22 protein-coding genes are annotated in these 24,241 nt (G+C 70.4%); 6 read left to right on the top strand and 16 right to left on the bottom strand.

The window, feature by feature from the left end; translation table 11 throughout:
- Nucleotides 1–12: 12 nt before the first annotated feature.
- Together CHC05_RS26995 and CHC05_RS26990 are read right to left on the bottom strand one after the other, a co-directional pair.
- On the bottom strand, nt 13–1,269 hold the full coding sequence (locus tag CHC05_RS26995; RefSeq protein ID WP_089253373.1) for a M28 family metallopeptidase: 1,257 nt from the start codon (nt 1,267–1,269) through the stop codon (nt 13–15).
- Complete coding sequence (locus CHC05_RS26990; RefSeq protein WP_179266394.1) at nt 1,266–1,502, bottom strand: hypothetical protein; 237 nt, start codon at nt 1,500–1,502, stop codon at nt 1,266–1,268. The genes CHC05_RS26995 and CHC05_RS26990 overlap by 4 nt, the downstream gene beginning before the upstream one ends.
- Before the next feature lie 273 nt (nt 1,503–1,775).
- On the opposite strand from CHC05_RS26990, the gene CHC05_RS26985 reads away from it, so the two are divergent.
- Genes CHC05_RS26985 through CHC05_RS26975 form a run of 3 tightly spaced genes read left to right on the top strand, consistent with a single transcriptional unit; the run spans nt 1,776 to nt 4,045 of the window.
- Nucleotides 1,776–2,159: an ArsR/SmtB family transcription factor gene (locus tag CHC05_RS26985; protein WP_089253371.1), complete on the top strand. Its 384-nt coding sequence runs from the start codon at nt 1,776–1,778 to the stop codon at nt 2,157–2,159.
- Nucleotides 2,160–2,189: 30 nt separating this feature from the next.
- Complete coding sequence (locus tag CHC05_RS26980) at nt 2,190–3,743, top strand: FAD-dependent monooxygenase (protein ID WP_089253370.1); 1,554 nt, start codon at nt 2,190–2,192, stop codon at nt 3,741–3,743.
- Nucleotides 3,744–3,754: 11 nt separating this feature from the next.
- A complete protein-coding gene (locus tag CHC05_RS26975; RefSeq protein ID WP_218824698.1) occupies nt 3,755–4,045 on the top strand; it encodes a hypothetical protein in 291 nt (96 codons plus the stop codon).
- Nucleotides 4,046–4,104: 59 nt separating this feature from the next.
- Here CHC05_RS26975 and CHC05_RS26970 read toward each other — a convergent pair whose 3' ends face one another.
- The 5 genes from CHC05_RS26970 to CHC05_RS41685 all read right to left on the bottom strand — a co-directional run bounded on the left by CHC05_RS26970 (nt 4,105) and on the right by CHC05_RS41685 (nt 11,587).
- Nucleotides 4,105–4,845, bottom strand: coding sequence for an aminoglycoside phosphotransferase/kinase family protein (locus CHC05_RS26970; protein ID WP_218824697.1), 741 nt, complete (start codon nt 4,843–4,845; stop codon nt 4,105–4,107).
- Nucleotides 4,846–5,224: 379 nt separating this feature from the next.
- Nucleotides 5,225–6,493, bottom strand: a complete 1,269-nt coding sequence (locus CHC05_RS26965; RefSeq protein ID WP_144022790.1) for a hypothetical protein — start codon at nt 6,491–6,493, stop codon at nt 5,225–5,227.
- A gap of 11 nt (nt 6,494–6,504) precedes the next feature.
- Nucleotides 6,505–8,187 (bottom strand): hypothetical protein, encoded by a 1,683-nt coding sequence (locus CHC05_RS26960; RefSeq protein WP_144022789.1) that lies wholly within the window; start codon nt 8,185–8,187, stop codon nt 6,505–6,507.
- Nucleotides 8,188–8,509: 322 nt separating this feature from the next.
- On the bottom strand, nt 8,510–10,735 hold the full coding sequence (locus tag CHC05_RS26955; protein WP_179266393.1) for an ATP-binding protein: 2,226 nt from the start codon (nt 10,733–10,735) through the stop codon (nt 8,510–8,512).
- Nucleotides 10,736–10,828: 93 nt separating this feature from the next.
- Nucleotides 10,829–11,587: an MBL fold metallo-hydrolase gene (locus CHC05_RS41685; RefSeq protein ID WP_179266392.1), complete on the bottom strand. Its 759-nt coding sequence runs from the start codon at nt 11,585–11,587 to the stop codon at nt 10,829–10,831.
- 45 nt (nt 11,588–11,632) lie between these two features.
- On the opposite strand from CHC05_RS41685, the gene CHC05_RS41680 reads away from it, so the two are divergent.
- A complete protein-coding gene (locus CHC05_RS41680) occupies nt 11,633–12,475 on the top strand; it encodes a hypothetical protein (protein WP_179266391.1) in 843 nt (280 codons plus the stop codon).
- Between the two features lie 6 nt (nt 12,476–12,481).
- On the opposite strand, the gene CHC05_RS26945 is transcribed toward CHC05_RS41680, so the two are convergent.
- Both CHC05_RS26945 and CHC05_RS26940 read right to left on the bottom strand, forming a co-directional pair.
- Nucleotides 12,482–12,973, bottom strand: coding sequence for a universal stress protein (locus CHC05_RS26945; RefSeq protein ID WP_089253365.1), 492 nt, complete (start codon nt 12,971–12,973; stop codon nt 12,482–12,484).
- A gap of 93 nt (nt 12,974–13,066) precedes the next feature.
- Nucleotides 13,067–14,221 (bottom strand): glycoside hydrolase family 3 N-terminal domain-containing protein, encoded by a 1,155-nt coding sequence (locus CHC05_RS26940; RefSeq protein WP_245871237.1) that lies wholly within the window; start codon nt 14,219–14,221, stop codon nt 13,067–13,069.
- Between the two features lie 161 nt (nt 14,222–14,382).
- Here CHC05_RS26940 and CHC05_RS26935 point away from each other — a divergent pair, with 161 nt between their 5' ends.
- Nucleotides 14,383–15,231, top strand: a complete 849-nt coding sequence (locus tag CHC05_RS26935) for an alpha/beta fold hydrolase (protein ID WP_245871236.1) — start codon at nt 14,383–14,385, stop codon at nt 15,229–15,231.
- Between the two features lie 51 nt (nt 15,232–15,282).
- Here CHC05_RS26935 and CHC05_RS26930 read toward each other — a convergent pair whose 3' ends face one another.
- The 5 genes from CHC05_RS26930 to CHC05_RS26910 are packed head-to-tail and all read right to left on the bottom strand — an operon-like array spanning nt 15,283 to nt 21,524.
- Nucleotides 15,283–16,170 (bottom strand): fructose bisphosphate aldolase, encoded by an 888-nt coding sequence (locus tag CHC05_RS26930; RefSeq protein ID WP_089253363.1) that lies wholly within the window; start codon nt 16,168–16,170, stop codon nt 15,283–15,285.
- A 28-nt stretch (nt 16,171–16,198) separates the two neighbouring features.
- Entirely contained in the window at nt 16,199–17,593 is a 1,395-nt protein-coding gene (locus CHC05_RS26925; RefSeq protein WP_089253362.1) for an aldehyde dehydrogenase family protein, read from the bottom strand.
- A gap of 9 nt (nt 17,594–17,602) precedes the next feature.
- On the bottom strand, nt 17,603–18,601 hold the full coding sequence (locus CHC05_RS26920; RefSeq protein WP_089253361.1) for an N-acetylglucosamine kinase: 999 nt from the start codon (nt 18,599–18,601) through the stop codon (nt 17,603–17,605).
- On the bottom strand, nt 18,598–19,614 hold the full coding sequence (locus tag CHC05_RS26915) for an SIS domain-containing protein (RefSeq protein ID WP_089253360.1): 1,017 nt from the start codon (nt 19,612–19,614) through the stop codon (nt 18,598–18,600). The genes CHC05_RS26920 and CHC05_RS26915 overlap by 4 nt, the downstream gene beginning before the upstream one ends.
- 29 nt (nt 19,615–19,643) lie before the next feature.
- Nucleotides 19,644–21,524, bottom strand: coding sequence for a primary-amine oxidase (locus CHC05_RS26910; protein WP_089253359.1), 1,881 nt, complete (start codon nt 21,522–21,524; stop codon nt 19,644–19,646).
- Nucleotides 21,525–21,713: 189 nt separating this feature from the next.
- On the opposite strand from CHC05_RS26910, the gene CHC05_RS26905 reads away from it, so the two are divergent.
- Nucleotides 21,714–22,496 carry a GntR family transcriptional regulator gene (locus CHC05_RS26905; protein WP_245871235.1) on the top strand — a complete coding sequence of 261 codons (783 nt, stop codon included), beginning with the start codon at nt 21,714–21,716 and terminating at the stop codon, nt 22,494–22,496.
- Between the two features lie 8 nt (nt 22,497–22,504).
- On the opposite strand, the gene CHC05_RS26900 is transcribed toward CHC05_RS26905, so the two are convergent.
- On the bottom strand, nt 22,505–23,338 hold the full coding sequence (locus CHC05_RS26900; RefSeq protein ID WP_089253358.1) for a carbohydrate ABC transporter permease: 834 nt from the start codon (nt 23,336–23,338) through the stop codon (nt 22,505–22,507).
- Nucleotides 23,339–23,349: 11 nt separating this feature from the next.
- On the bottom strand, nt 23,350–24,228 hold the full coding sequence (locus tag CHC05_RS26895; protein ID WP_089253357.1) for a carbohydrate ABC transporter permease: 879 nt from the start codon (nt 24,226–24,228) through the stop codon (nt 23,350–23,352).
- Between the last annotated feature and the right edge of the window lie 13 nt (nt 24,229–24,241).

Here is a 24,241-nt window from a genome sequence, read left to right as displayed (position 1 = left end):
GTTCCACCAGCTTCATCGTCTATCGCCGATCAACGATGAAAGTTTAGTCGCATCCGACGCGGCCAGCCACCCAGTCGCGACGACGAGCCGGCAGATCGCGACCATCGTCTCCGGCTCGACGCGGTCGGCGGTGTCGGCCGGGCTGTGATAGCCCGCCATGCCCGCGCCGATCCCGACCGTTGCCAGACCAACCGCGGCATATCGGCGGTTGTCGGAGGCGACCGGCCCAGCCGTCAGCGGCAGCCCGGTGTGCCGCGCGGCCCGGTCGAGCACTGCGAGGAGCCCGTGGGCAGGGCCGCCCGCCTCGACGGCGGCGGCCTCGTGCAGGCATCCTGCGCCGTCGACGTTGATCACCAGTGGTTGGTCGTCCGTAGCACGAAGCTGCCCGGCATGGTGGGCCGATCCGAGGGCGCCGGTCTCCTCGCCGTCGACGAACGCCACGGAGAGTCCAACGTCGGAGGGGAGGCCCGCAGCGAGGATCCGAGCGGCTTCGCAGACGACGGCGACGCCGCTCCCGTTGTCGGCCGCCGCCGGTTGACGCAGACCCGGGTGATGGCCCACTCCGTCGTAGTGGGCCGTCAGCAACAGATCCACGCCACGAGGTGTGGCAGTGCGCAGACGACCGTGGACGTTGGCGCCGGTCACGTCCACCCGGCGGATCGGCGAGCTCGCCGACCAGCTCGCGGCACCGCCGCCGACTGCCGCGACCAGCCGCTCGTGCAACTCGGTGGCGACGCTGAGGACTGGTAGCCGACCGGGGTTTGGCCCCGCCAGCATCGTGAAGTGCCAGCCGTCCCCGTCGACGGCCCGGCCGACCAGGAGCCCGAGCGCGCCGGCGGCGTGCTCGTAGGCGTCGGCGAGGGCCATCGCGGCCGGCACGAGCAGCCATCGCCCGGTCGGGTCGTCGGCGCCGGCCAACCCCAGCGGCCCCCGCTTCGGCTGATCGCCGGCGTCGACTGAAGCGAGATGGACACTGAAGTCTCGGCCGAACGTCAGCCGGTGCGCGATGTCTCCGTCGTTCCACTCCGCGATGGGCGCGGCATAGACGTCGGGAACCGCCCGCACAGGGAACGTCTCGGTCGTCACCGTCGCGCCGATGCCCTCCAGCTGGCGTGCGAGCCAGGCACGTGCGGCGGCGCCACCCGGCGTGCCGACCCGTCGGCCTTCGAACGGATCGCCAGCCAAGGTCGCGACCGTGGCGACCATCCGCTCGCCCGACACCTCGGCCAGGAGCCGGTCGAGAGCGGCCGGCTCAGATCCGGTTGTCATCCGCAGCAGCCCGATCCGCTCGCGACGGCGTCAGCCTTGGCCGCAGTGCCGCAGCACGAGCTCTCCGCCTTCGCCTCGGCCGCCGTGCCACAACACGTCGTGGCTGCCCCGTCGGGCTCCGGCAGGGACAGGTTCGCCTGAGGAGGGTTGCCACAGCAACCGCCCGTGCCGGCTACGGACAGCGCGGCGGCGGGGTCGCCGGTGAATCCGCCGCCGTTCTTGGTCTCGGTCATGATCAGTCTCCTTCTTCGGCGTGGTCTCAGCGCGGTCCGATGACCGCAGCGATGTGGGCCCTGTTCTGGTCGAGGCGTCGCCGGGCGCGCTCGTCGGCGGTGCTGACCTCGGTGCAGCTGTCGCAGAACCGAACCCCCGCCTCAGCGGCGGGACGGCGACCAATACGGAACATGGCGTGACTCCTTCACCAGGCTGTCTCGAAGTCCTTCGAAGTAGATGAACTTCTAAACAGAAGAGTTGCACGCTGTTTCGAGATCTGTCAACCTAGAAGCATGTCTAAGCAAGCGGCGCTGCCGGTGATCGACCTCAACGCGGGCACGCCGTGCTGCCCACCCCTCGCGGTGAGCCGAATACCGGCCGAGACGGCGTCCGTCCTCGCGCCGGCCTTCAAAGCGCTCGGCGATCCGGTCCGGCTGCAGCTGATGTCGATGATCGCGTCAGCCGAGGGCGGCGAGGCCTGCGTCTGCGACCTGACCCCGGCGTTCGAGCTGTCCGGGCCGACGATCTCGCACCACCTCAAAACCCTGCGCGAAGCCGGCCTCATCGACGGCGAACGTCGCGGAACGTGGGTCTACTACCGAGCCCGGCCAGGCATCATGCGTCAACTCGCCGCACTGCTCGTCTTCGACGAAGCCCCAGCCGTCCAGGCGGTGTGACCCGGCGCGAACCGTTCCTACGATGAATGGGTGACGGCGCCGCCGGACGTCCTGGTGGTCGGTGGCGGACCCACCGGGCTGGCGATGGCTGCCCTGTTGATCGCCCAAGGAGCTCGGCCGCGCATCGTCGACCGCAACTTCGACCGGGCGCGTGAGTCACGGGCGCTGGCGATCCAGCCCCGCACGCTGGAGGTTCTCGCGGGCCTCGGGGTCTCTGACGAGTTGGTCCGCCAGGGCAACCCGAACGTCCGGCTCCTCATCCACGCCGGGCGCAGGACAGTCCCGCTCCCCATGTTCGACCTCGGGTTCGCGGACACGCGATACCCGTTCCTGCTGTTCCTGTCGCAGGCGCACACCGAGCAGGTGCTCATCGATCACCTCCGCGCTCACGGCGTCGAGGTCGAACGCGGAGTCGAGCTGACCAGCCTCACCCAGGACACCGCTTCGACAACGGGGACGTTGCGGCACCGCGACAGCGCCATCGAGCACCTCGAGGTGCCGTATGTCGTCGGCTGCGACGGTGCTCGCAGCACCGTCCGCGAACTGGCGGGTATCGCGTTCGAGGGCAGCTCGTATCCGCAGACCTTTGTCCTGGCCGACCTCGACGCCGACGGCCTCGATGCGGGCATCGCGCACGTCTTCGTCTCAGCCCGCGGCATGCTGTTCTTCTTCCCGCTCGTCTCACCCGCGGCCTGGCGCGTGCTGGCGATGAGGCCGCGCGCCGAGTCGGCCGCGCCGGGCGCGACTGTGACGTTGAATGACGTTCAAGAGCTGGCGAACCAGTACACCGACGGAGCCGTCCACCTTCGAGATCCGGTGTGGATGACGAACTTCCGGCTCCACCACCGAGCCGCGTCGCGCTACCGAGCCGAACGGATCTTCCTGGCCGGCGACGCCGCCCACATCCACTCACCGGCCGGAGCGCAAGGCATGAACACCGGTATCCAGGACGCCGCGAACCTGGCGTGGAAGCTCGCTTACGCCCTGTCCGGCCAAGCTCCTGACCGCATTCTGGACAGCTACGGCACCGAACGGGCACCCGTCGGCCGGACAGTCCTGCGGATGTCCGACCGCGCCTTCACCATCGCGACCTCGACCAACCCGCTCGTGCGTTTCGCGCGCGCCCGGGTCGCCCCCACGATGCTGCCGCTGGCGGCGAAGATCTCCCGGGGGCGAGGAGCCATCTTCCGGACGGTCTCCCAACTGAACATCAGCTACCCGCACAGCCCGCTTTCGACGTCTGGGCCGGCAGGTTCCTCCCGCTGCGCCGCAGCCGGCGACCGCCTGCCCGACGCACCGCTCGCATCTGGCTCCACCCCAAGCACGTTGCACGGTCTCACTGCGGCGCCGGGATGGCATCTCCTCCTGTGCGGAGCTGGTTGGCCGGCTGAGCCGAGCCCACCGCGGCTCAGCGTCCACCGTCTCGATCGACCGACGGCGGCCGCGCTCGACCGCCTTCGGGTCCATGAGCCGACCGCCATCCTGGTACGACCTGACGGGCACATCGGCTACCGGGGCGGGACCGACATCAACGCTCTGCGCGCGTATCTCGATCAGTGGCTTCCCGGCACACGACTCCCGTAGCGTCTGCATTCGTGCTTTCCGCGCCACGGCTCGGCACCGTCCGAGCGTCGTTGCCCTTGGCATTCGCGGGCGGCGCTGCCGTCGGGGTCCTCGGCGGCATGATCGGCCTCGGCGGAGCCGAGTTCCGGCTGCCCCTGCTGATCGTGCTGTTCGGTTTCGCCGCGTTGCAGGCCGTCATCGTCAACAAGGCGCTGAGCCTGATCGTGGTGCTGACCGCGCTACCCGCACGCTCGGTCGCAGTCCCGTGGTCGACCCTGACCCCGCACTGGGACGTCGTACTGTTCGCACCGGCCAGCCCTTAGCTTGACCGGCAATGCGGCGCGGGGCCGCCAACGTGGATTGTCGGCGGCCCCGGCCTGTGCTACTCCCCGATGGCGCGCTCGAGGAGGGTGCGGTGACGGATCATCCAGGCTCCGGCACGGGCCCGCCAGGCCAGCGCCCACAGGGGTGCCGGATCACTCGATGACGGAGTGATGTGGGCGCGGGTCGCTTCGGCCGCGGTGTCGCGGACGGCGAACTCGATCATCCGGCTGATCAGGCCGGCGCGATCGGTGGCAGCCAGTTCGTATCCGTCCAGGAACAGCCGTAGCTGTCTGGCGCGGATCACCGGGTCGGGCAGGTGGTTGCGTTCGGCGACGTCGTCGTCGTGGAGTTGGGCGTGCCACCACGCGGCGGCGACGACCTCGTCGAGCCGGTCGACCGGGCCCGCCAGGGTCCAGTCGATGAACGCCACCGGTGCACCGTCGCGGGCGACGGTGTGCCAGGGGCCGGCGTCGCAGTGCCCGACGACGGAGTCCGGGCCGTGGTGGTGCATCCACCACGGTTGCCATACCGCGTCGGGCGGGGGTACGAAGCCGGCTGTGGCGGTGTGCAGGTCACGCAGCAGCCTGCCGACCTGCCACACCCCCTCGTCCGACCAGGCGTGCGGGTGGGCGAAGTCGCCCTCGATCCAGGTGAGTACCTCGTTGCCGTCGGGGTCGATGCCGTCCCCGACCACTCGGGGAGCGCCGGCGAATCCGACCTCCTCCAGGTGGCGGAGCAGCGAATGAACGGTGCTGGTCCACGGCCCGGCGGGGCGCCTGACGGTCCCACCGGAACGCACGACGTGACTGGGTCCTCCTTCGGCCGCGCGCAGCGGTTCGAAGGACGATGCGGAAACCACGATTTCTCCTCGTGTCAGCGTGATAGAGCTGGGTGATGCGGCGCCGAACTAGGGCGCCGTCAGCCGACCCGCAGAGACGATCCGCGGGCGGGAACCCGCCACGACGTGGAGAAGCCGAGCAGAAGGTCAGCTCGCGACGAGCTCCGTTGTCGTGGCGGTGGCAGCTACCTCGCTGAGAACCATGTGCGCCATCTCAACCTCCTCGCGCTCGCGAATGACGGACACGCTAATCGGTCCGCCCCGATCGCACTACCGACTTTCGACGAACACAATGGTCGGCTGCCAGGTGCGGAAACCCTGACAGCCGACCACATCGTGCCTAGGGGATGATGTCGATCCGGTCGCAGCCGTAGAAGCTCGTTCGCGTCGACGGGCCGCTGGTGAACTTGCCGAAGACACAGGCCGTCGTGTCCGTTGCCGTCACGGCGTTGCGGGCCGGTCCGAAGTTGAGGAGTGCGTCCCAGTCGAGGTCGATCGTTCGCTCGTTGGGCTCCAGCGACAGCACCTTGACGAACCTGTTGTTGATGTCCCGCACGCCGAGACCGCGCTGTAGGAGGTCCGGCGAGCCGAATCGGGTCTCGCTCGCGACGATCGTGGTCGCGTCGAACGCGAGCGGGTTGCCGTACTCACCGGCCCGCGTGGTGAGCACCGCGGTCGGCACGACGGGTGCGTGCAGGCTGATCCAGTTCAGCGGGCTGCCGGGGTGGATGTTGATCGTGACCGGCACCGCGCAGTCGAGCGTGAGGCGCGCGGTCCGCTGGTTGTTGTCGGCACGCGCGTCGACGACGGACGCCCGCCGCGGACTCACACTGGTGGTGAAGTCGAGCGTGCGTGGTCCAGGTTGGACACACGTCACCGTGTACGTCTTCTCCAGCCGCTGCGGCGTGCCCACCGCGAGGGTGGCCGGCGTCGTGTCCGGGGCGCTGGGGGTGACGGTGATGCCGGCGCCGGCGACCACCGCGCGTTCCACCTTGGCCTCGGTCGGGCCGTCGGGCCCGGCGTTGGCGACCGTGCTGGCCACCGTGATGGTCACCGGCCGGCCGAGCACGCCGAACAGTGGCCCGGGTGCCGCGACCGCGTCGACCGACAGGTCGCTCTCCCGGCAGTCCGGGTCGTTCGGGTTCGCGACGCAGTAGTCGCGGACCGCCGCCGTCGTGTCGACCGTGGCCACCGTGGCGCCGGCCGCGCTGGCCAACGTGATCTGCTCGACCCGACTGTCGTACGGCACGAGCACGTAGGCACGTCCGGCCTGGCCGGTGAAGCCCGCGTGCTCCGCGTACGCTAGAGCCGGGTTCGGCATCGTCGTGGAGCGCAGCACCGCACCGTCCGCGATGCTGGACACCGTCAGGTCCGGCTTCAGGAACGCCGTGCCCGGTGTGGCCACATTGGCCACCACGACGCCGGCCGGCGTGCCGGCGACCGCTGACTGGAAGTCGATCGTGGCGACGAAGCTGCGGGCGTTGTCGACGTATTCGGGCTGCGGCGCCGGCGCGCTCAGTTTGCCGGGAACAGCCTCCGCGGTCGCGTGGAGGGCGCCGATCGTCAGGGCGACGACACCGATCATCAGCATGGGTACGCGTTTGCGCATCGTGGGCCCCCTCAGCACCTTGCCTGGTCGCATTGACCGAACACGAAGTCCATGCGTCTGCGGTCGGCTCGCCGGGCGAACCGGTTGTCGTTCATCAGGTCGTTGGACGCGGGGTCCGAGACCCAGAAGTCCGCGTTGGTGTCGGTGTCGAACACCGAGTCCATGCCGCGGCAGTCGGCGGCGACACCACCGAGGCTCCCGACGTCGTTGACGCACGCGTTGTTGCTCAGGTAGACGTTCGGGACATCCGCGGTCTGGAAGTATCCGCCGTCGCAGCAGTACTCGTCGGCCAGGCCGAAGCCCGCGTGGCCGACCTCGTGGATGAACACGCCGTTCTCACCGGCCTCCGCGCTGAGCACGCCGCCGAAGGCGCATTCCCGCAACGTGTTCGTGTTGCCGGGTGGCGGGGTCGTGGGATGCAGGATCGCGCGGACGTTGGCGAACCCGTAGTCGACGCCGAGGTTCGCCGGGGGTTGATGCTGGCAGGTGTCGTCGATGCCGTCGCCGCCCCGCAGGTCCCGGAACCCGCCCGTGGCCGCGGGATCGCGGGCGATCCAGACGTTGATGCCACCCTGGTTGTCCAGCACGCGTTGCTCGCGCATGAGCTCGGCGACCGCGGCGCCGGCGTGGTTGAGGAAGTTGGCGTCCTTCGGCCCGCTGTAGACCGGGAAGGTCAGCAGGCTGGTGTTCGACGGGTTGTTCGGTTGGCTGCGCACGTTGATCGTCGCCGGGAACAGGACGACGTCCAGCGCGTTCTCGCGGTTGCCCGACAGCAGCACGGGTACGGCGCGCCCCTGCGGCGGATCGCCGACCTGCACCGTGTGCCACCCGGAGTCGACGGACTCCAAGCGGTCGATCGCCAGGCAGCTGTAGGAGAAGGTCGAGCCGCCGGCCCCGACCGTCCGGCTGGCGCTGAACGTCGTCTGCCGCCCCGAACCACCGATCTTCTGCCGGGTCGCGCCGCCGTCGGTCGAGAAGAAGATGTCCAACTGGTCGGAGATCAGCTCCGGCAGAGCGGCGCCGTCGGGCTGGTCGCCGAACGCTTCGGCGGTGATGGTGACCGTCTCGCCGGGCTGCGGCCACAGCGGAGAGTGCAGGCACCTGACGTGCCGTCCGGGCGCCTGCGGGGGCTCGTTGACCTCGACCATGAGGGTCATGTCGGCGACGTCGCCGTCGTCCGCGTTGCCCTGCGTCGTGACCTCGGCGCCGCACGGTCCGCTCACGTCACCGGTGAAGTAGCAGCGGGAGTCCTCCGGGTGCAGGTCGATGGAGAAGTTCACGGCCCGGTCGGCGTCGTTGCTCGTAAGGTCGATCTGGTTGTCGGCGAAGTTCAGGCCGTCGTCCTCGTCGAAAATCTCGATCTTCACATCGGTGGTGGCATTGCTGTGGTCGACCGTTTCGGTCGCCTGCCAGTTCGGCGTGATAATCGACTGGTCCTCGATCTCACCGAAATCGGTCGAGTTGCCGGCAATGGTCGTCCGGCCATAGAAATCGGCGTCCGACGTCACGTCGATCGGGCCGCCCGGGCAGCATTCAGCCACCCTGACAATAGTGACGGTCACGCTCAACGGCAGCGCCTGCGCGGGCGCCGCCCAGGCCACCAGGCAGGTCGCGGCCACCGCGACGGCCACGAACGCGGCCCGTACTCGCCGATAGACGAGCGCTCTCGAATTTCGGCTCTCCGCTGGGTTCATTCGCGCACACCTCTTTTCGAAGAAAGAGCATTTCGTCAAGATGGTTGCCGCGAAAAGAACGCGCCGTCAAGGCGACGTACAGCCCGCATTCAAGTCAGATCAACGACTTATAAAAGCAATTCTTCACCCGAAAGAACGAAATTGAGAATTGCCAGGAAATGAACTGTATCAAATGCCGACCCACGTCCGTCCGTACGCTTTCCAGGGTGTTCGGATCCGTTCGAGACTGTTCGAGATCCTTCCCCGGGGGTGTGCGGGGCAGCGACAATTGCCGCATCAGCCCGGGCGGAGACAGTGGTTCGGGGGCCGTCCGGCGCGCATGTCAGCCGGCGGTCGGCGCCTCCACGCCGATCGCCGGCTCGTGCAGCAGTTCCGCCGCCTCGGCGTGGCACGAGCGTGCCCGCGTGGTGTCGCCGAGGCTCGCGTGGATGTCGCCCAGTAGTTGCAGGGCCAGGCCGCAGCCTCGGTCGTGGTGGAGCTCCCGGCTGATGGCCAGCGCCCGCTCCGCGTGGCCCAGCGCCTGGTGCTGCTCACCGGCCACGTGCTCGGTCTCGGCCAGGTTGGTCAGCACCAGCGCCTCCCGGAGCCGGTCGTCCAGCTCGCGGGTGATTGCCAGGCCGGCGCGGTGGTGGTCCAAGGCCTCCTCGAACCGGCCCAGGCGGCGCAGCACGATGCCGATATTGTCCAATGTGGAACCCGTTTTGTAGCGGTCGCTCAGCTCCTTGCGCAGCGCCAGGCTTCGCTCCAGGCAGCGCAGCGCGTCGTCGAGGTCGCCGTTGTCGCGGTGGGCGTTGCCCAGGTTGTTGAGGCAGGCGGCCTCCCCCGCCCGGTCGCCCAGCTCCCGCCTGATCGCCAGCGCCTGGTCGAGCAGCTCGATGCCCTCGCGCCGCCGCTCGTGGCGCAGCATCGCGATCGCCAGGGTGTTCAGGGCCTGCGCCGTGCCCCGCTGGTCGCCGAGGCGCCGCGCGGCCGCGATCGCGAGCTGGCCGAGGCGGGCCTGATCGACGAAGTGGCCGGCGTAGTCCAGGTACTTGGCCACGGCGACGCCCAGGTCGCGGATCGCGGGCAGCGCGCGGCCGGCCGCGTACTCCTGGCTCGCGATCATCCGTAGGTTGACCCGCTCCTGTTCGAGCCAGCGCCAGGCCTGCGCGGTGGTGGCGTCCGGCCCGATCAGGCGTTGGGCGGTGGTGCCGATCTCCCCGTACGGCAGGGGGTCGTGCGGGAAGAGCGTGCGCGCGGCGCTCGCGGTGGCGCTGAACATCACCGCGGCCAGCCGCTCCCGCGCCGCGAGCTGGACGGCCGGCGGATCCACGGCGTCGGCCTGCTCGCGCGCGAAGATCCGCACGCTGTCGTGGTAGCGGAACCGTCCCGGCGCCGGGCTCTCGACCAGGTGGGCGTCGAGGAGGACGTCGAGGGCGCGTTCGACGGCCACGGCAGGCGCGTCGAGCATCGCGGCGCAGGCGGCCGCGCCCAGCTCGATCCAGTCAGGCACCGCGGCGAGGCGGAAGACGCTCGGGGCCAGGTCCGTCGGCAGGCTCCGGTATCCAACGCGCAGGCCCGCGCGCACCGACAGGTCGCCGACCTCGAGCTCGTCGAGGTGGCGGGCGTCGTCATCGAGGTGGGCGGCGAGGGAGCTGAAGGTCTGCCGGCCAGACGCTCGCGCGCCGACGATCCGCAGCGCGAGCGGGGATCCGCCGCACAGCCGGACGATGTCGCTAACGGCGGCGGCCTCGGCGGTCACCCGCTCAGGACCGCAGAGGTGCGCGAGCAGGTCCCGCCCGGCCGTGGCCGGCAGCGGCTCCACCGCCAGGCGCCGGGTCACGTCGAGGTCGGGCAACCGCCAGCGGCTGGTGACCAGCGTGGTCGTCCGGGGACCGCTGGGCAGCAGCGGGCGCACCTGCGCGGCCGACCCCGCGTTGTCGAGCACGATCACCATGGCCCGGTCGGCGACCGTGCTGCGGAACAGCGCACTGGCCTCGTCCACTGTGGCGGGTGCGGTGCGCACGCCGAGGGCGCGCAGGAAGCCGAGCAGCACGTCGTGTGGCTCGCTCGGGGCGGCGTCGGCGCTCGCGCCGCGCAGGTCGACGTAGAGGCAGCCGCCCGGATGTCGCCCGGCCGCACGGTGGGCCGCCAGCACCGCGAGGGCGGACTTGCCGACGCCGCCGGCACCGGTGAGCAGCCAAACGCCCGCGTGACCTGCGGCGAGCCGGTCGAGCTCGGCGTCGCGGCCCACCAGCACGGGCGGTGCGGGCGGCAACTGGAACGGCACCGGGCCGGCGTCCACGGGAGCGGGAGCGGGGGTCGCCGCGCCCTCGGCCAGCCGTTCCCACACCGCGATCCATTGCCGTACCGCCGATGGCGGAACCTCGCACGCGGTCAGCACGGCCGTCACCAGCTCCCGGCGCGGAAGGGTCTGCCGCGCGAGCATCGTGGCGAGCGTGCTGGCGGGCAGCACCGCACCGGCCCGTTTCGCGATCGTCCGGTACGACAGGCCGGACCGGTCCCGTACGCGGCGCAGCAGGACGACGAACTCCTCTGCGGTCGTCACTCCGCGTGGATCGAGCGCCTGCATGAACCTCCGGTCCCCGGTAAGCGAACCACGATGATCGCGCGGCGGGGCGTCGCCCGGCAACGTGCCGTCCTACTTCGTGGACAGGTAGTCGTCGATGAGCTGGTGCAGGCGATCCTGACCGAAGCCGTGGTCGTGTCCGGGATGCGTCAGGCGCACCGGCAGGTCGCGCAGCCGCCGCAGGGACTGTGCGTACTGACCGGGGTCGCCTCCCGGCAGGGAGTCGAGCAGCACGTCGTCGTAGATGACGTCCCCGCTGAACAGCGTGCCGTCGTGTTCGTCGAACAGCGCGATGCTCCCGGGAGTGTGGCCGGGCAGGTGCAGGACGGTCAGCGGACGGTCGCCCACGTCCACGACGTCGCCGTCCGCCAGCAGGCGGGTCGGGGTCGCGGGGCGTACCCGATAGGTCCCGAGGTCGTAGTCGCCGTGCGGACGGGCCGTCAGCAGCGCGGGCGGCAGCGTCTCGTCGAGGCCGAGTTGGGCGGCCAGGGTCGGGCCGTGCAGGGAGCCGGGGGCCGGGTCGTCGACGTGTTCGAGCGGGTGGGCCCAGACCTCGTCGAACTCGTGCGCCGACCCCATGTGGTCGAGGTGGGCATGGGTCAGAACCAGCACGGGTACGCGACCGAAGCGCTCGACGAGCAGTGGTGCCAGCGCCGTCACGCCCAGTCCACAGTCGATGAGCAGATCGCGGTCACGGCCACGCAAATGCCAGAGGTTCGCACGCAGCAGTCCGCGGGCGTACGGCTCGCGGATCAGCGTGATGCGCTCGTCCAAGGCCGTGAACTGGAACCATTGCGCCGCCACCGGCAGGTCGCCGACCTCCGTAGTCACGTTTCTCCCTTCGTTTCGCCGTACACCATGATCCACCTCAACGGAATGGCTCTCCTCCCCCAGCGGGGTGAGCGTCTCCCCCGCTGCGGGGACGGTGCCGCCCTCGCGGTCCTGGTCGTCTGCGTGGTCCGGTTCCCGGGCCGCTGGTCGGTCGCCGGCTGTTGGACGGCGGCCGCACTGCTCCTGGTCCTGGCGTTTCCGTTGCACCTGCTGTTCGAGGTCCCCGCGGCGATGGCGGGCCGGCCTTCGGACTGGCGCGACCTGGGCGCCCGGCTCGCGCTGGCGATCGGCGGTCTCCTGTTCGCCGGGCTCGCCAACGCTCGCACGCCCCGGCGCGGACCGCGCGAGGCCGGATACCAGCTGGTGCCGGGCTGGGCGCGCCGTTGGGCGTACACGGCGGTCGCTCTGCCGGTGTTCGGTTGGGCCGTTCCGCACGGGCTGTGGGTGCTCGGCGTCCCCTTCGGAATTCCGCGTGAGCAGTTGGACGACATCCACCGGAGCCTGTCGACCGTGACCGGCGTGGCGATCACCCTCGTCCCGCCACTCGCCGGGCTGCTCGTGCTCGGGTTGACGCGGCGGTGGGGGCAGCAGTTCCCGCGCTGGACGCCCGTGCTGCGCGGGCGACCCGTTCCCCGGCTCCTGGCGGTGATTCCGGCCGGGGTGGTCGCGCTCGCCCTGGTCGCCTACGGCGTGTTGAGCGTCGTCGTGCTCGTGGGCCAGGTGCTCAGCGGCGACACGCCCTGGTCGCAGGTCCGGGATGGTTGGGCGGTGACCGCCACCCTGCTGGTGTTCCTCGGTTGGGGAGTGGCGGTGGGCGTAACCACCATCGGCTACACCCTCGCCACCCGGCCAACCCGAGGTTCGGTCGGGATTCGCCGAGACAGCTGAGGGCGGTTACGAGCCGATGCTCGCGGAGCCGCGTCGGGCTTCGCTCTCCTCGGACGGGACGCTGTTGGTGGGCTCCGGGACGACGAGCACCGGGCAGAGCGCGTGGCGCAGCAGATGGCGGGTCGTCGACCCCGGGCGGCCGCGGAAGCCGCCGCTGCCGCCGGATCCGACGACCACGAGCCGCACGCCGGAGGAGAGGTCGGCCAACATCGCGGCGGGCGGACCCTCGACCACCAAGCCGTCGACGGGTACGTCCGGGTTCGCGTCGGCGAGCGCGGTCACCGTCCGTTGGATGGTGCGTTCGGCGCCGCGGTAGGCCTCGGTCCGCGGCCAGCTCTGCGGGCGTGTGGTGGCCGGGCCGACGCGTACCGGCCACTCGAAGACGTCCACCAGCCGTACGCGACAGCTCCAGCGCCTCGCCTCTTCGAGGGCCCAGGCCACCGCCGTCCGCGCTCCGGCCGAGCCGTCGTATCCGACCAGGATCGTCTCGCGGTCCATGGCGACCACCCTTTCGCTCTCTTCGAGCGTCGCCCAACAGGCCCGGTGGCTGCCACCCGCATTGGTGGGCCAGTGATGCGGAAGTTGGCCGTGTTACGGGCGCAGGGTGTCGACGCGGGCCACGGCCTGGTCGATCTGGGCCTCCGTTAGGCGGCCCGTGCGGACCAGGTTGACGACGTTGTCGAGGGTCTCGTCCACGACGTTCGGGTCGTACGTCTGCTGGTTGGCGAAGACGAGCAGGTCCAGGCCCGCCTTGAGGCCCAGCTCGACCGCTTCGTTCAGGCCGTACCGTCTGGTGATCGCGGCCGCCTGCATGTCGTCGCTGACCGCCGGCCCCTGGAAGCCCAGCTGACCGCGGAGCAGGTTCGTGACGACCGCGGGTGACAGCGACGCCGGCAGGTTCGGGTCGAGCTGCCGGATGAGCAGGTGCGCGACGAGTACGGAGTCCGCCATGCCGTTGCGGATCAACTGTTGGAACGGTTCGAGTTGCGTCGGTGTCCACGTGGCACTGACGTCGACCACGTCGAAGTCCGTGTTGCCGGTCGCGGTGCCGAAGCCCGGGAAGTGCTTGATCGACGTCTTGACCTTGCCGGCCCGGTGGACCTGGATCTCCTCGGTCGCATTGGAGACCACGACGTTGACGTTCGCCGAGAAGCTGCGCTGGAGCTGGCCGATCGCGGGGTTGTTCGGGTTCGTGTTCAGGTCGACGACCGGCGCGTAGTTGAGGTTCGCGCCGATCGAGTTGAGGCTGTCGACGATCTGCTGTGCCCAGGCCCGGGTCGCGGCCGGCGAGTTCTGGGCGCCGATCTCCTGCTCCGACTTCGTCGCCGGGAAGCCGTTGCTCGGGTTGAGGCGGGCGACCTGGCCGCCCTCCTGGTCGATGGAGACGATGAGCTTCCCGCCCGGCGAGGCGTCCTTGAGGCTCTTCACGAGCGCGGTCACCTGGGCCGGCGACGTGATGTTGCGCGGGGCGTTCGTCTCGATCTCCTTGTCGAACAGGATGACGCCACCAAGGCCGTTCTGAATCGCCTGCACGATCCAGTCGTTGCTGCTGACCGTCTGACCCCGGAAGCCGACCACCAGCAGGCTGGCGATCTTGCGGCGGAGCGCGGCCTCGTCGAAAGTGGGCGACGGAGCCGCGGACGGTGACGCCGGCTGCTGCGGGGGCGTCTGAGCGTTGGTGCCGCAGCCCGCGAGACCCGCGACCACGGCCGAGCCGACTCCCGCGAGCAGTCGCCGCCGTGTCACGGATGCATCGTTCACCCGATACACGGTACGGCCGATCTTCGGACTGAGCGGGACATATCGCCAGGGTCCGCAACAAATGCGTTGAGTGACGACATAATTACTCATTCGTTATGTGACGTGGGTCAACACGGCCCGACAGTCACGGTTCGTAGGAGGCTTCGTTGAACAAGGCCCAGACCGGCATCCCGTGGTGGCGGTACCTGTTCCAGTTGATCGTCGTAGCGACTCTCTCCCTGGCGGCGGCGGGGCCCGCCTCGGCCGCACCCAGCCACCACCCGCAGCAGAAGCCGACGCTCGTGCTCGTGCACGGCGCCTGGGCCGACGGCTCGTCCTGGAACGCCGTCACGTCCCGGCTGCTCGACGAAGGCTACGACGTGCGCGTACCCCCGAACCCGCTGCGCTCCCTGGCGACCGACTCCGAGACCATCGCCGACTTCCTGTCGACGATCCCCGGGCCGATCGTCCTGGCCGGACACTCGTACGGCGGCGCGGTCATCACGAACGCGGCCCTCGGCAACCGGAACGTCAAGGCGTTGGTCTTCGTCGACGCGTTCGCGCCTGACCAGGGCGAGAGCGTCAACGAGCTCGCGGGGCCGGACTCCGCTCTGGCCGGTCCTCCGGAGACGGTGTTCGACTTCGTCCCCTACCCCGGCGCCCCGCCCGGTGACGCCGACCTCTACCTCAAGAAGAACGTCTTCCTGCAGTCGTTCGCCAACCTCGTGCCCGCCCGCACGGCGCGGGTCCTCTACACCGTCCAGCGCCCACTCACGGCCAGCGCCGCCATGGAGGGCTCGGGCCCGCCCGCCTGGCGGACCATCCGCTCCTGGTGGGTGCTCGGCACGCAGGACAAGGTGATCCCGCCGGCGCAGCAGCGGTTCATGGCCAACCGCGCCAACTCGAAGATCACCCAGGTGCGGGCCGGCCACCTGTCGCTGGTCAGCCGGCCCGATGTCGTGGCGGGCGTGATCGAGCAGGCCGCACGCAGCACCAACACCGGACACGACTGGTAACAGCAAAGCCCAGACTGCCCGGACCACGCACGGGTCCGGGCAGTCTGCTTGTCAGGTGGTCGACGCCGCGTAGATCTCCGCGATCGACGTGCCGAGGAGCTGGTTGAACACCTCGTCGTCCTGGTCGCGTTCGAGCCCTTCCGTGAAGGCCCGCGAGAAGCTGGCGATCAACCGGTGGTTGCGGGCGAGCCGACTGCAGGCCTCGTCGCGGGAGTAGCCGCCGGACAGGGCGACCACCCGCAGCACCTTCGGATGCCCGATCAGGTCGAGGTAGAGGTCGTCCTCCGTCGGGATCGAGAGCTTGAGCATCACCTGCTGGCCGTCCGGCACCCCACCCAGCCGAGCGACGAAGCCCTCCTTGAGCAACTGCTCGGCCCGTGCCTTCTCCGGGCTTTCGATGTCGACCTCCGGCTCCAGGATCGGGACGAGGCCGGCGTCGAGGATCTGTCCCGCGTACGCGAATTGCTGGTCCAGAATTTCGTCGATGCCCCTCGGATCGGGGCGGGCGATGAACGAGCGCATCTTCGTGCCGAACACCTGCCGCTCCAGCGCCCGTTCGAGCAGGTCCGGCAGCTTGGTGAACGGCTTCATCAGCCGCACTCCGTCGGTCTCGGCCGCCAGCCCCTCGTCGACCTTGACGAACGGGACGACGTGCTTGCGCTCCCAGAGGTAGCGCGGCGCCGGCATGCCGTCGATGTCCCTGGACATCGTCTGCTCGAACAGGATCGCACCGAGGATCCGCTCGCCCGTGAACCCCGGCGCGGTGATCAACCGCGTCCGGAACTCGTGCATCAGGTCGAACATCTCTTTCTCGGAGGAGTACGCCGACTCGGGCACCCCGTACAGCGCGAGTGCCTTCGGTGTGCTTCCGCCACTCTGGTCGAGAGCGGCGACGAAGCCCGTGCCGCCGCTCATCCGCTCCGTCCAGGCCTGGTTCATGCCTGTCTCATACCCAGCTGGGCCCGGGTCAGTACGGGTAGTGCACCGGAAGATCGGTGGTGGTCAGCCAGCGCCGCTGGGTGAACTCCTCCAGGTTGTCGTCGCCTCCCGAGCGGCCGCCCAGGCCCGACAGGCCGATGCCGCCGAACGGGGCCAGGGCCTCGTCCTGCGGGGTCGCGTCGTTGACGTGCACCATGCCGCCGCGCAGCCGGCGGCCGACCGACAGCCCTCGCCGGAGGTCGGCGGTCAGGACCGAGTTGACCAGGCCGTACTCCGTGTCGTTGACGACCCGCACCGCCTCCTCCTCGTCGGCCACCACGAGCACCGGCGCGATCGGGGCGAAGATCTCCTCGCGCCACAGCCGCATGTCGGTGGCGACGGACGTGACGACCGTCGGCCGGAAGAACGGGGCGTCCGAGGCGCCGCCGGTGACCACCGTCGCGCCGGCGGCGACCGCCTCCTTGAGCATCGCGGCGGCGCGGGCATGCTGGCGCTCGTTGATCATCGGACCCAGACCCACCTGCCCCGTGTACGGGTCGCCGACCACGATGGCCGCCGCACGGCGGGACAGCTCGGCCACGTACGCGTCGGCGATCGCCGCGTGCACCACGTGCCGCCCGGCGGTGATGCAGGTCTGGCCCTGGTAGTGGAAACTCGACCAGGCACCGATCATCGCGGCCTGCTCGAGGTCGGCATCGTCGAGCACCACCAGCGCGTTGTTGCCGCCCAGCTCCAGCGACACCTTCTTGAGCAACCCACCCGCCGTGGCGGCGATGGCCCGGCCGACCGCGCTCGACCCGGTGAAGTGCACCATCGCCGTCGCCGGGTGTTCCACGAGGCGCTCACCGACCTCGGCGCCGCCCTGCACGACCTCGAACACGCCGGCGGGCAGGCCGGCCGCGGCGAACACCTCGGTCAGCAGCGCGCCGCCAGACAGCGGCGTCTCCGGTGACGGCTTCAGGACCACGGCATTGCCCAGCGCGAGCGCCGGCGCGATGACGCGCATTCCGAGCACGAGAGGGAAGTTCCACGGGGTGATGGCCGCGACGACGCCCAACGGCACCCGCTCGGCCAGGCTGAACCGGCCCGCGTGGTTGGACGGTCGCACCTCGCCGACCGGCCGGGCGGCCAGGGCGGCGGCCTCGAGCAGCTCGGCACTCGCGGCGCCGATCTCGTAGTCGGCCTTGCCCGGGATCGAGCCGGTCTCCCGCAGGATGAGCTCGCGGGCGGCGGCGGACCGCTCCGTGAGTGCGGCGGCGGCCTTGCGCAGCACCGCCGCCCGCTCGGCGTAGGTGAGCGCGGCCCAGGCGGGCTGCGCCGCGGCGGCCCGCGCGACCGCGGCGTCGACGTCGGAGGTCGCGGCCACCGGGACGGTGCCGAGAACCTCGCCCGAAGCCTTGTCCAGAGAGGTAAGGGTGGACATCACAGCTCCTCAGGGATGGGGATGGCGCCGGGCGAGGGCGACCGCCCCCGCGACCGGCGATGCGTCCAGCAGATGGATGGTCAGGTCCGGGTGCGAGCGGGCGACGGCGTCCCGGAACGCCGCGAACAGCGCCGGCTGGCTCGTCATGACGCCACCGGCGGCCACGACATCGCCGACGGCACCCGATGCGGCGCCGGTTGGGGCCGACGTGGGGCAGGTGGGAGCCGACGTGGCGCCGGTGGGGGCCGACGACGCAGCCCCAGCGGGGCCCGACGAGCCGCCGGTAGGGGCCGACGAGAGCAGGACGCCGACGAGGCCGGCCAGGGAAGCCCCGCCGGCGACGATCACGTCGTGTGCGTCCGCCGAGCCCGCCGCGGCGGCCTCGAACACCGCCGGGGCGCGCGAGCCCCAGTGGGTCGGGTCGGTGTTGTCGTTGACGGTGCGGGCGAGCCCGGTCGCGCTCGACACCCCGAAGGCTTCGAGCAGCATCGGCAGCAGTACGTCGGGCAGCCCGCGGGCGTCGTGCCGGGTGAGTGCGGCCCGCACCGCTTCCCGCACGAGCGCCGGCGCGCTCCCCTCGTCGCCGAGCACCCAGCCCCACCCACCGGCGAAGCCCAGGCTCCCGTCGGGGCGCACGGCGACCGCGATCGAGCCGGTGCCGGCGATCACGCCGATGCCACTGACGAGACCGGCGGCGGGCACGAGCAACGCGGCGTCGTTGGTGACCGTCGAGGGCACCCCGGTGACCGCCGTCAACGCCAACCCCAGCGCCGCACAGTGCTCCTCGGTGTCACACCCCTGTGCGCCGGCACCGATCGCGGTGACGACCGCACCCGCTGGCACGTGCCGCGCCACCACGGAGGCGATCCAGCCGGCCGCGGCGTCCACCGGTGACGCCGCCCAGTCGCCGCTCGGCAAGACCGCGTCGACCAGCCGCGTGCCGTCCGGGGCCTCGACCCGCACGTGCGTCTTGGTCCCACCGATGTCCAGACCGACGAACACGCTCACAGCACCGGCACCTTCGTGTCGTCGTGGTGGAACACGAACTCCTCGATGTCGACGTCGGCCTGGGCCGCCGCCCGGGCGACGAGCACCTGGAGCACGATCGCCTCGAGAATCGCCCGCTGGTTCGGCGGCACGGCGGGCAGCCGCACCACCTGGAGCAGCGGCGCCGGCGGCACGTCGTCGGTCGTGACCAGGATCGTCGGGTGTCCCGCGCCGGACAGCGTGCGGGCGACCCCGGTCTCGCGCTCGTCGCCGAAGAGCACGTGCGCGGTGCCGCCGGCCGACTCCATCGCGCCGTGCAGGTACTGCCGGGTGCTCATCGCGGTCGCCGGCAGCCGCACCACCTCGCGGAAGAGCAAGGCACCGGCTTCCGCCGACCCGACCGACGGGCCGGCGCCGGCGAAGTCCGCCGACCGCGCACCGGCGAACGTCGCCGCGAGAGCATCGGCCCGTTCCGAGAGCACTGCTTCGAGAGCACCGATCCGCTCCGGAAGCAGCGCCCACCCCGGGTCGACCCGCCCGCCGTCCCACGCCTCGGCGATCATGCCGAGCCCGGCGACCGTCGCGGTGTAGCCGATCGTCGACGCGTAGCTGTCCGGCAGGTCGCCGAGCGACAGCGGCCGGGCCGCCGCCGCTCCGATCGGCGACGGGTCCACATTGGTCACCGCGTAGCGAAGCTCCGGATCCACCGACCTCAGCACGGCCAGGGTCTCGGCGCTGCGGCCGCTCTGTGACACGGCGAGCAGCGGGTGCCGGCTGGCCGGGTACGGCAACGGGTGGTCGCCGGCACTCAGCCGCCACGAGTGGATCCCCCGCGATCGCAGGGTCCAGGTCGGCGCGCACGCGGCGGCGAAGCTCGCGCCGATCGCGACGAAGATCGGACCCGGCCCGCGGAACCACCCGTCGGCCTGCCTGGCCGCGACCTCCGCACCCAACCGCTGCAGCGCACCCTCGAGCACGCCCTGCTGCTGTGCGCGGGCGGCGGCGAAGGTGATGTGACCCTCCGGCGTTGACATAGCTGTTCTCCGTACGTGTGAAGGGCTGATCAGGCGTGGCAGTGGTTGCCGCCGCTGGCCGGAACGTCCAGCGTCGGGTTGCGGCCGAAGAAGCCGGCCGGCTTGAGGACGAAGCCGGTGGTGTCGACCGGCATGACCGGCCAGTCCTCCGGCCGCGGGAAGTGGGTCAGCCCGAACGTGTGCCACACGACGATGTCGGTGCCGTCGACGTCGCGGTCGGCGGCGACCCACGCGGGCATGCCGGCGCCGCCGGGGTGCTGGTTGACGAAGTCGCCCGCGGGATACTGCTCGGCCGGGTCGTACGCGGTGACCCACAGGTGCCCGGTGGCGAACGTGGCCCGCGCGCACAGGTCAGACGAGGGGTCGGCGAGCAGCGCGGGCTGGCCCTGCGGGTGCAGCACGTACGCGACGTCGCGGCCGAGCCGGTTGGTCACCGCGGGGTTGCCGATCCGCCAGACCCGGCCCCGGTTGCCGTCCGCGAGCCGGGGAGCGTCGCTCTCCCTGCGCAGCCGGGTCACCCGCTGGGTGATGCCGGTACCGGTCGGGTTGTCGGGCCCGCGCGGCACGGCGACCGCGTCGACCTCCTCGACGTAGTTGTCCGGACCGTCGACGGTGAAGTCCAGGCGCGCGCTGAACAGGTGCTGGTGGTGCGGAGCGCCCAACGCCGGCGCCACCTCGGTCGCGTAGGCGTAGTCGCCGCTGGGGTGGCCCGAGGTGAACACGACACCGGTGGCCTTGACCTCCAGCTCGATCGTGCCGTCGAGGTAGAAGTACCAGTAGAAGCCGTAGTCGTAGTTGCCCACGGTCACGAAGAAGGAGACGACGAGCCGCCGGTTGCGCCGCACGTCGCTGGAGCCGGTGAAGCTGCTGGTGTGCTTCCAGAGCACGCCCGCGTCCTCTTCGTGGATGCAGATCGCCTGCGGGATCGTGCGCGGCCGGCCGGCGTTGTCGGCCACGACCACGTCGAGGTAGGTGATGTCGCCGACGCAGTCGCAGCCGAGCTCCAGCGAGTTGGCGAAGTTGCCCAGCAGGTACTCGCCGCCGTCGAAGAACGTCTGGAACCACCGCTGCGGGCTCGGATCGGCGTACGGCACCACCATCTCGGCGATCGACGCGCGGTAGAGCACCGGCCGCTCCGCGATGGAGATGTCCCGCAGCACGAGCCCTTCGCGGGAGTCGAAGGACACCTGGAGCTGCCAGCCGAGCCACGAGAGCACGTTGTCGGCGTCGATCGTGAAGCTCGGACCGTGCGGTTGCGTGATCTCGATCGGTTTGAAGCCCTCGCGGGTCGGGCCGTTGAACTCGGCCAGGTGGAAGTTGCCGTCCTCCTGCGGCACCGCGAGCAGCGCCGCGTCGACGACGTCGACGACCTCGCGGGCGATGACGTCGACGTACGCGACGACACCGTCGACCGGGTGCGCCCACGGCAGGTCCTGGGGGTGCTTCTGCAGGAACGTGAAGGTGCGCTGGAGGCGGCGGCCGCGCTCGGAGTCGGTCATCGCCGCGCCGGCCGACAAGGGCTGCACCCGCAGGACGGACAGGTCGGTCAGGCCGCGGCGGTGCATGGCGGCGAGCCAGCGCTCGTCCTTGTGCACGATCTCCTCGACCATCGCGAACTCCAGCATCACGACCGGCACCTGGCCGTCGCGGGCGGGTTCGAGTCGGGTCGAGGAGACCACCCGATCCTCGGCGGGGCAGACCACCACGTCGTGCGACGTGCCGTCGCCCATGTCGACCAGCATCGCCCGGAAGCGCCGCGCCGGAGCCGGGTGCCGCTTGTCCGGCTCCACCAGCCCGAGGTACGCCACGTGGGTCGTGTCGGTCAGCAGCCCACTGTGGACAAGAAGCTCGCGCGCGGCCGAGATCTCCTCGGCTCGAAGCGGTGCGAGCGCGCTCGATGGTTCAACCACGGCGAATCCTCCCCTGACCAATGTGATACCGGATGGCGACCACACAATACCAATTCTGCCGGGCTGGTACAGGGTGGCAACTCAGCCAATCGCTAGACACGGACTAAACCCTGGAAAACGACCGGACCCCACGTACCCTCTGGTCTTCTGTGGTTTGCACAAACCGTGCTCTTCCGCGATGATGCGAAGGTGACCGAGGCTGCGATGTCCACGTCGATCCGCGCCGACCACCCCGAGCCGCTCTGGATCCAGGCCGTGAACCTGATCAAGGAGCAGATCGCCACGGGTGCGCTGAAACCGGGCAGCCGGCTCCCTCCGGAGCGCGAGCTGTGCGAACGCCTCGGCATCAGCCGGGTGACGCTGCGCAAGGCGCTGACCACCCTGGTCGAAGAGGGCGCGCTGAGCTCGTCGCACGGCCGCGGGTGGTACGTGGCGGCCGGCGCCAGCGCCCGCGAGTGGCCCAACAGCCTGGAGTCGTTCAGCGAGACCGCCGACCGGATGGGCCTCGCGCCGAGCTCCACGGTGCTGCGGCAGGAGGTGGTCGCGGCCGACCTCGACCAGGCCGAGCACCTGTCGATCGCGCCGGGCACGCCGCTGTTCGTGCTCGAACGTGTCCGGCTGCTCAACGACGTGCCGATCGCGCTGGACCTCACGCAGGTGCCCGCCGAGCTCGTACCCGGCGTCATGGACGTGGATTTCCGCACCGGTTCGCTCTACGACCACCTCGCCGCCGCCAACCTCGACCCGGTCAAGGCCGACGCGACGGTCGAGGCGCAGCAGGCCGACGCCTACCTCGCCGAGCACCTCCAGCTCGAGATCGGCAAGCCGGTGCTGGTGATGCGCCAGCTCGTCTTCACGCCGACCGACCGGCCGCTGTTCTCGTCGGTGGTGCGCTACCGCGGCGACCGCTACCGCCTGCGTACGTTCTTCCTGCGCAGCAACCCGTCCCGGCCCGCGTGGGGGCCGCGCTAGCGAGGGCCTCACTTGCCGATGCCCTGGCTCAGGCCCTGGATGAACTGCCGCGAGAAGACCACGAACAGCACCACCAGCGGCACCGCACCGAGCGTCAGCGCGCCCAGCAGCGCCGGGTAGTCGTTGAGGAACTGGCCGACGAACTGCTGCACGCCGAGCGTCACCGTCTGGTTCTCCTGGCTGGGCGCGAGAATCAGCGGGAACCAGAGATCGTTCCAGATCGGCAGCATCGTCACCGACGCGACCGCGGCCAGCCCCGGCCGCACGATCGGCAGGACGATCGACAGGGTACGCAGCTCGCCCGCGCCGTCGATCCGCGCCGCCTCCTTGAGGTCGTGGGGCACCGACCGGAAGTACGTCATCAGCAGCGCCACCGCCAGCGGCAGGCTCATCGCGGTGTAGACCAGGACCAGCGCCGTCAGCGTGTCCATCAGGCCCCACGAGATCATCGTCTTGAGGATCGGCACGGTGCCCAGGCGGATCGGCAGCATGATGCCGGCGACGAAGAACCCGCCGACGAGCGGCGCGAACCGCACCTTGTACTCGGTGAGCGCGAACGCGGCCAGCGTCGCCAGCACCAGCGTCGCGACCGTGCTGCCCACCGTGACGACGAGGCTGTTGCGGTAGTTGGCGACGAAGTGCCCACGCTGGAAGACCCGCTCGTAGCCGGCCGCGCTGAACGTGTCGGCGGTCGGCAGCGCGAACGGGTGCTCGAAGATGGCCGGCGTCGTCTTGAACGAGTTGACCACGATCAGCAGGATCGGCGCGATCGCCAGCACCGCGAACACGATCAGCAGCCCGTGCACCACGAGAGTGCCGGCGCGCTCGGATGAGGTCTTCATGTGTCCACCACTCACAGCTCGTACGACCTCAGCCGGCGGTGCAACAGACCGAAGTACGCGCCGGTGATGACGAGGATGATCAGGAAGATGACGCTGGCCACGGTCGCGCCCAGGTCGAGGTCGGCGAGCTGGCCGCTCGAACCGAAGAACGTGCGGTAGAACAGCGTGCCGAGGATGTCCGTGCTGTAGTTCGGGCCGGGCGCGGAGCCGTTGAGGGCGAAGACCAGATCGAACCCGTTGAACGTCCAGATGTACGTCAGGATGGCGATCAGGCCGAACTGGGGCGCGATGAGCGGGAACTTGATGCGCCAGAACGTGGTCCAGCCGCCGGCGCCCTCCACCCGGGCCGCCTCCAGCACGTCGTGGGGCACGGCGAGCAGCGCGGCGTACAGGAAGATCATCGGGATCCCGACGTACTGCCACACCGACATCAGCGAGATGGTCGGCAGCGCGGTGTTCTCGTTGCCCAGCAACGGATAGTCGACCAGCCCCCACAGCGGGTTGATGATCAGCCGCCAGATGAAACCGACGATCACCACCGACAGGGTGGTCGGGATGAACAGCAACGTGCGGTACAGGCCCGTGGACCGGCGCAGCCGCCCGGAGGTCAGCAACGCGGCCAGCAACAGCCCGACCGGCACCTCGACGAGCAGGTGGATCGCGAAGAACTCGAGGTTGTTGACGAGGGCGTTCCAGAACCGCTCGCTGGTCGTCGGGTTCGTGAACAGGTAGTGGTAGTTGTCGAGCCCGACGAACCGCGCCACCTCCCCGTCGGTGTCGAACAGGCTGTAGTACATGGAGTTCAGCAGCGGCAGCGCCGCGAAGAGCACGTAGACCGCGAGCGCGGGCACGGTGAACGCGAGGAAGTAGCCGTATTTGGCCCTGCGCACGGAGCGTTTCCTT

Origin of the sequence: Asanoa hainanensis (genome assembly GCF_900188485.1) — a bacterium.
Classification (GTDB): domain Bacteria; phylum Actinomycetota; class Actinomycetes; order Mycobacteriales; family Micromonosporaceae; genus Asanoa; species Asanoa hainanensis.
This window is presented reverse-complemented; position numbering and strand designations above follow the sequence as displayed.

Coding starts and splice junctions, on each gene's coding strand:
- CHC05_RS26995 (WP_089253373.1), bottom strand. CDS start 1,269: ATGACAACCGGATCTGAGCCGGCCGCTCTCGACCGGCTCCTGGCCGAG.
- CHC05_RS26990 (WP_179266394.1), bottom strand. CDS start 1,502: ATGACCGAGACCAAGAACGGCGGCGGATTCACCGGCGACCCCGCCGCC.
- CHC05_RS26985 (WP_089253371.1), top strand. CDS start 1,776: ATGTCTAAGCAAGCGGCGCTGCCGGTGATCGACCTCAACGCGGGCACG.
- CHC05_RS26965 (WP_144022790.1), bottom strand. CDS start 6,493: ATGCGCAAACGCGTACCCATGCTGATGATCGGTGTCGTCGCCCTGACG.
- CHC05_RS26960 (WP_144022789.1), bottom strand. CDS start 8,187: ATGAACCCAGCGGAGAGCCGAAATTCGAGAGCGCTCGTCTATCGGCGA.
- CHC05_RS41680 (WP_179266391.1), top strand. CDS start 11,633: ATGGCTCTCCTCCCCCAGCGGGGTGAGCGTCTCCCCCGCTGCGGGGAC.
- CHC05_RS26945 (WP_089253365.1), bottom strand. CDS start 12,973: ATGGACCGCGAGACGATCCTGGTCGGATACGACGGCTCGGCCGGAGCG.
- CHC05_RS26930 (WP_089253363.1), bottom strand. CDS start 16,170: ATGAACCAGGCCTGGACGGAGCGGATGAGCGGCGGCACGGGCTTCGTC.
- CHC05_RS26925 (WP_089253362.1), bottom strand. CDS start 17,593: ATGTCCACCCTTACCTCTCTGGACAAGGCTTCGGGCGAGGTTCTCGGC.
- CHC05_RS26915 (WP_089253360.1), bottom strand. CDS start 19,614: ATGTCAACGCCGGAGGGTCACATCACCTTCGCCGCCGCCCGCGCACAG.
- CHC05_RS26900 (WP_089253358.1), bottom strand. CDS start 23,338: ATGAAGACCTCATCCGAGCGCGCCGGCACTCTCGTGGTGCACGGGCTG.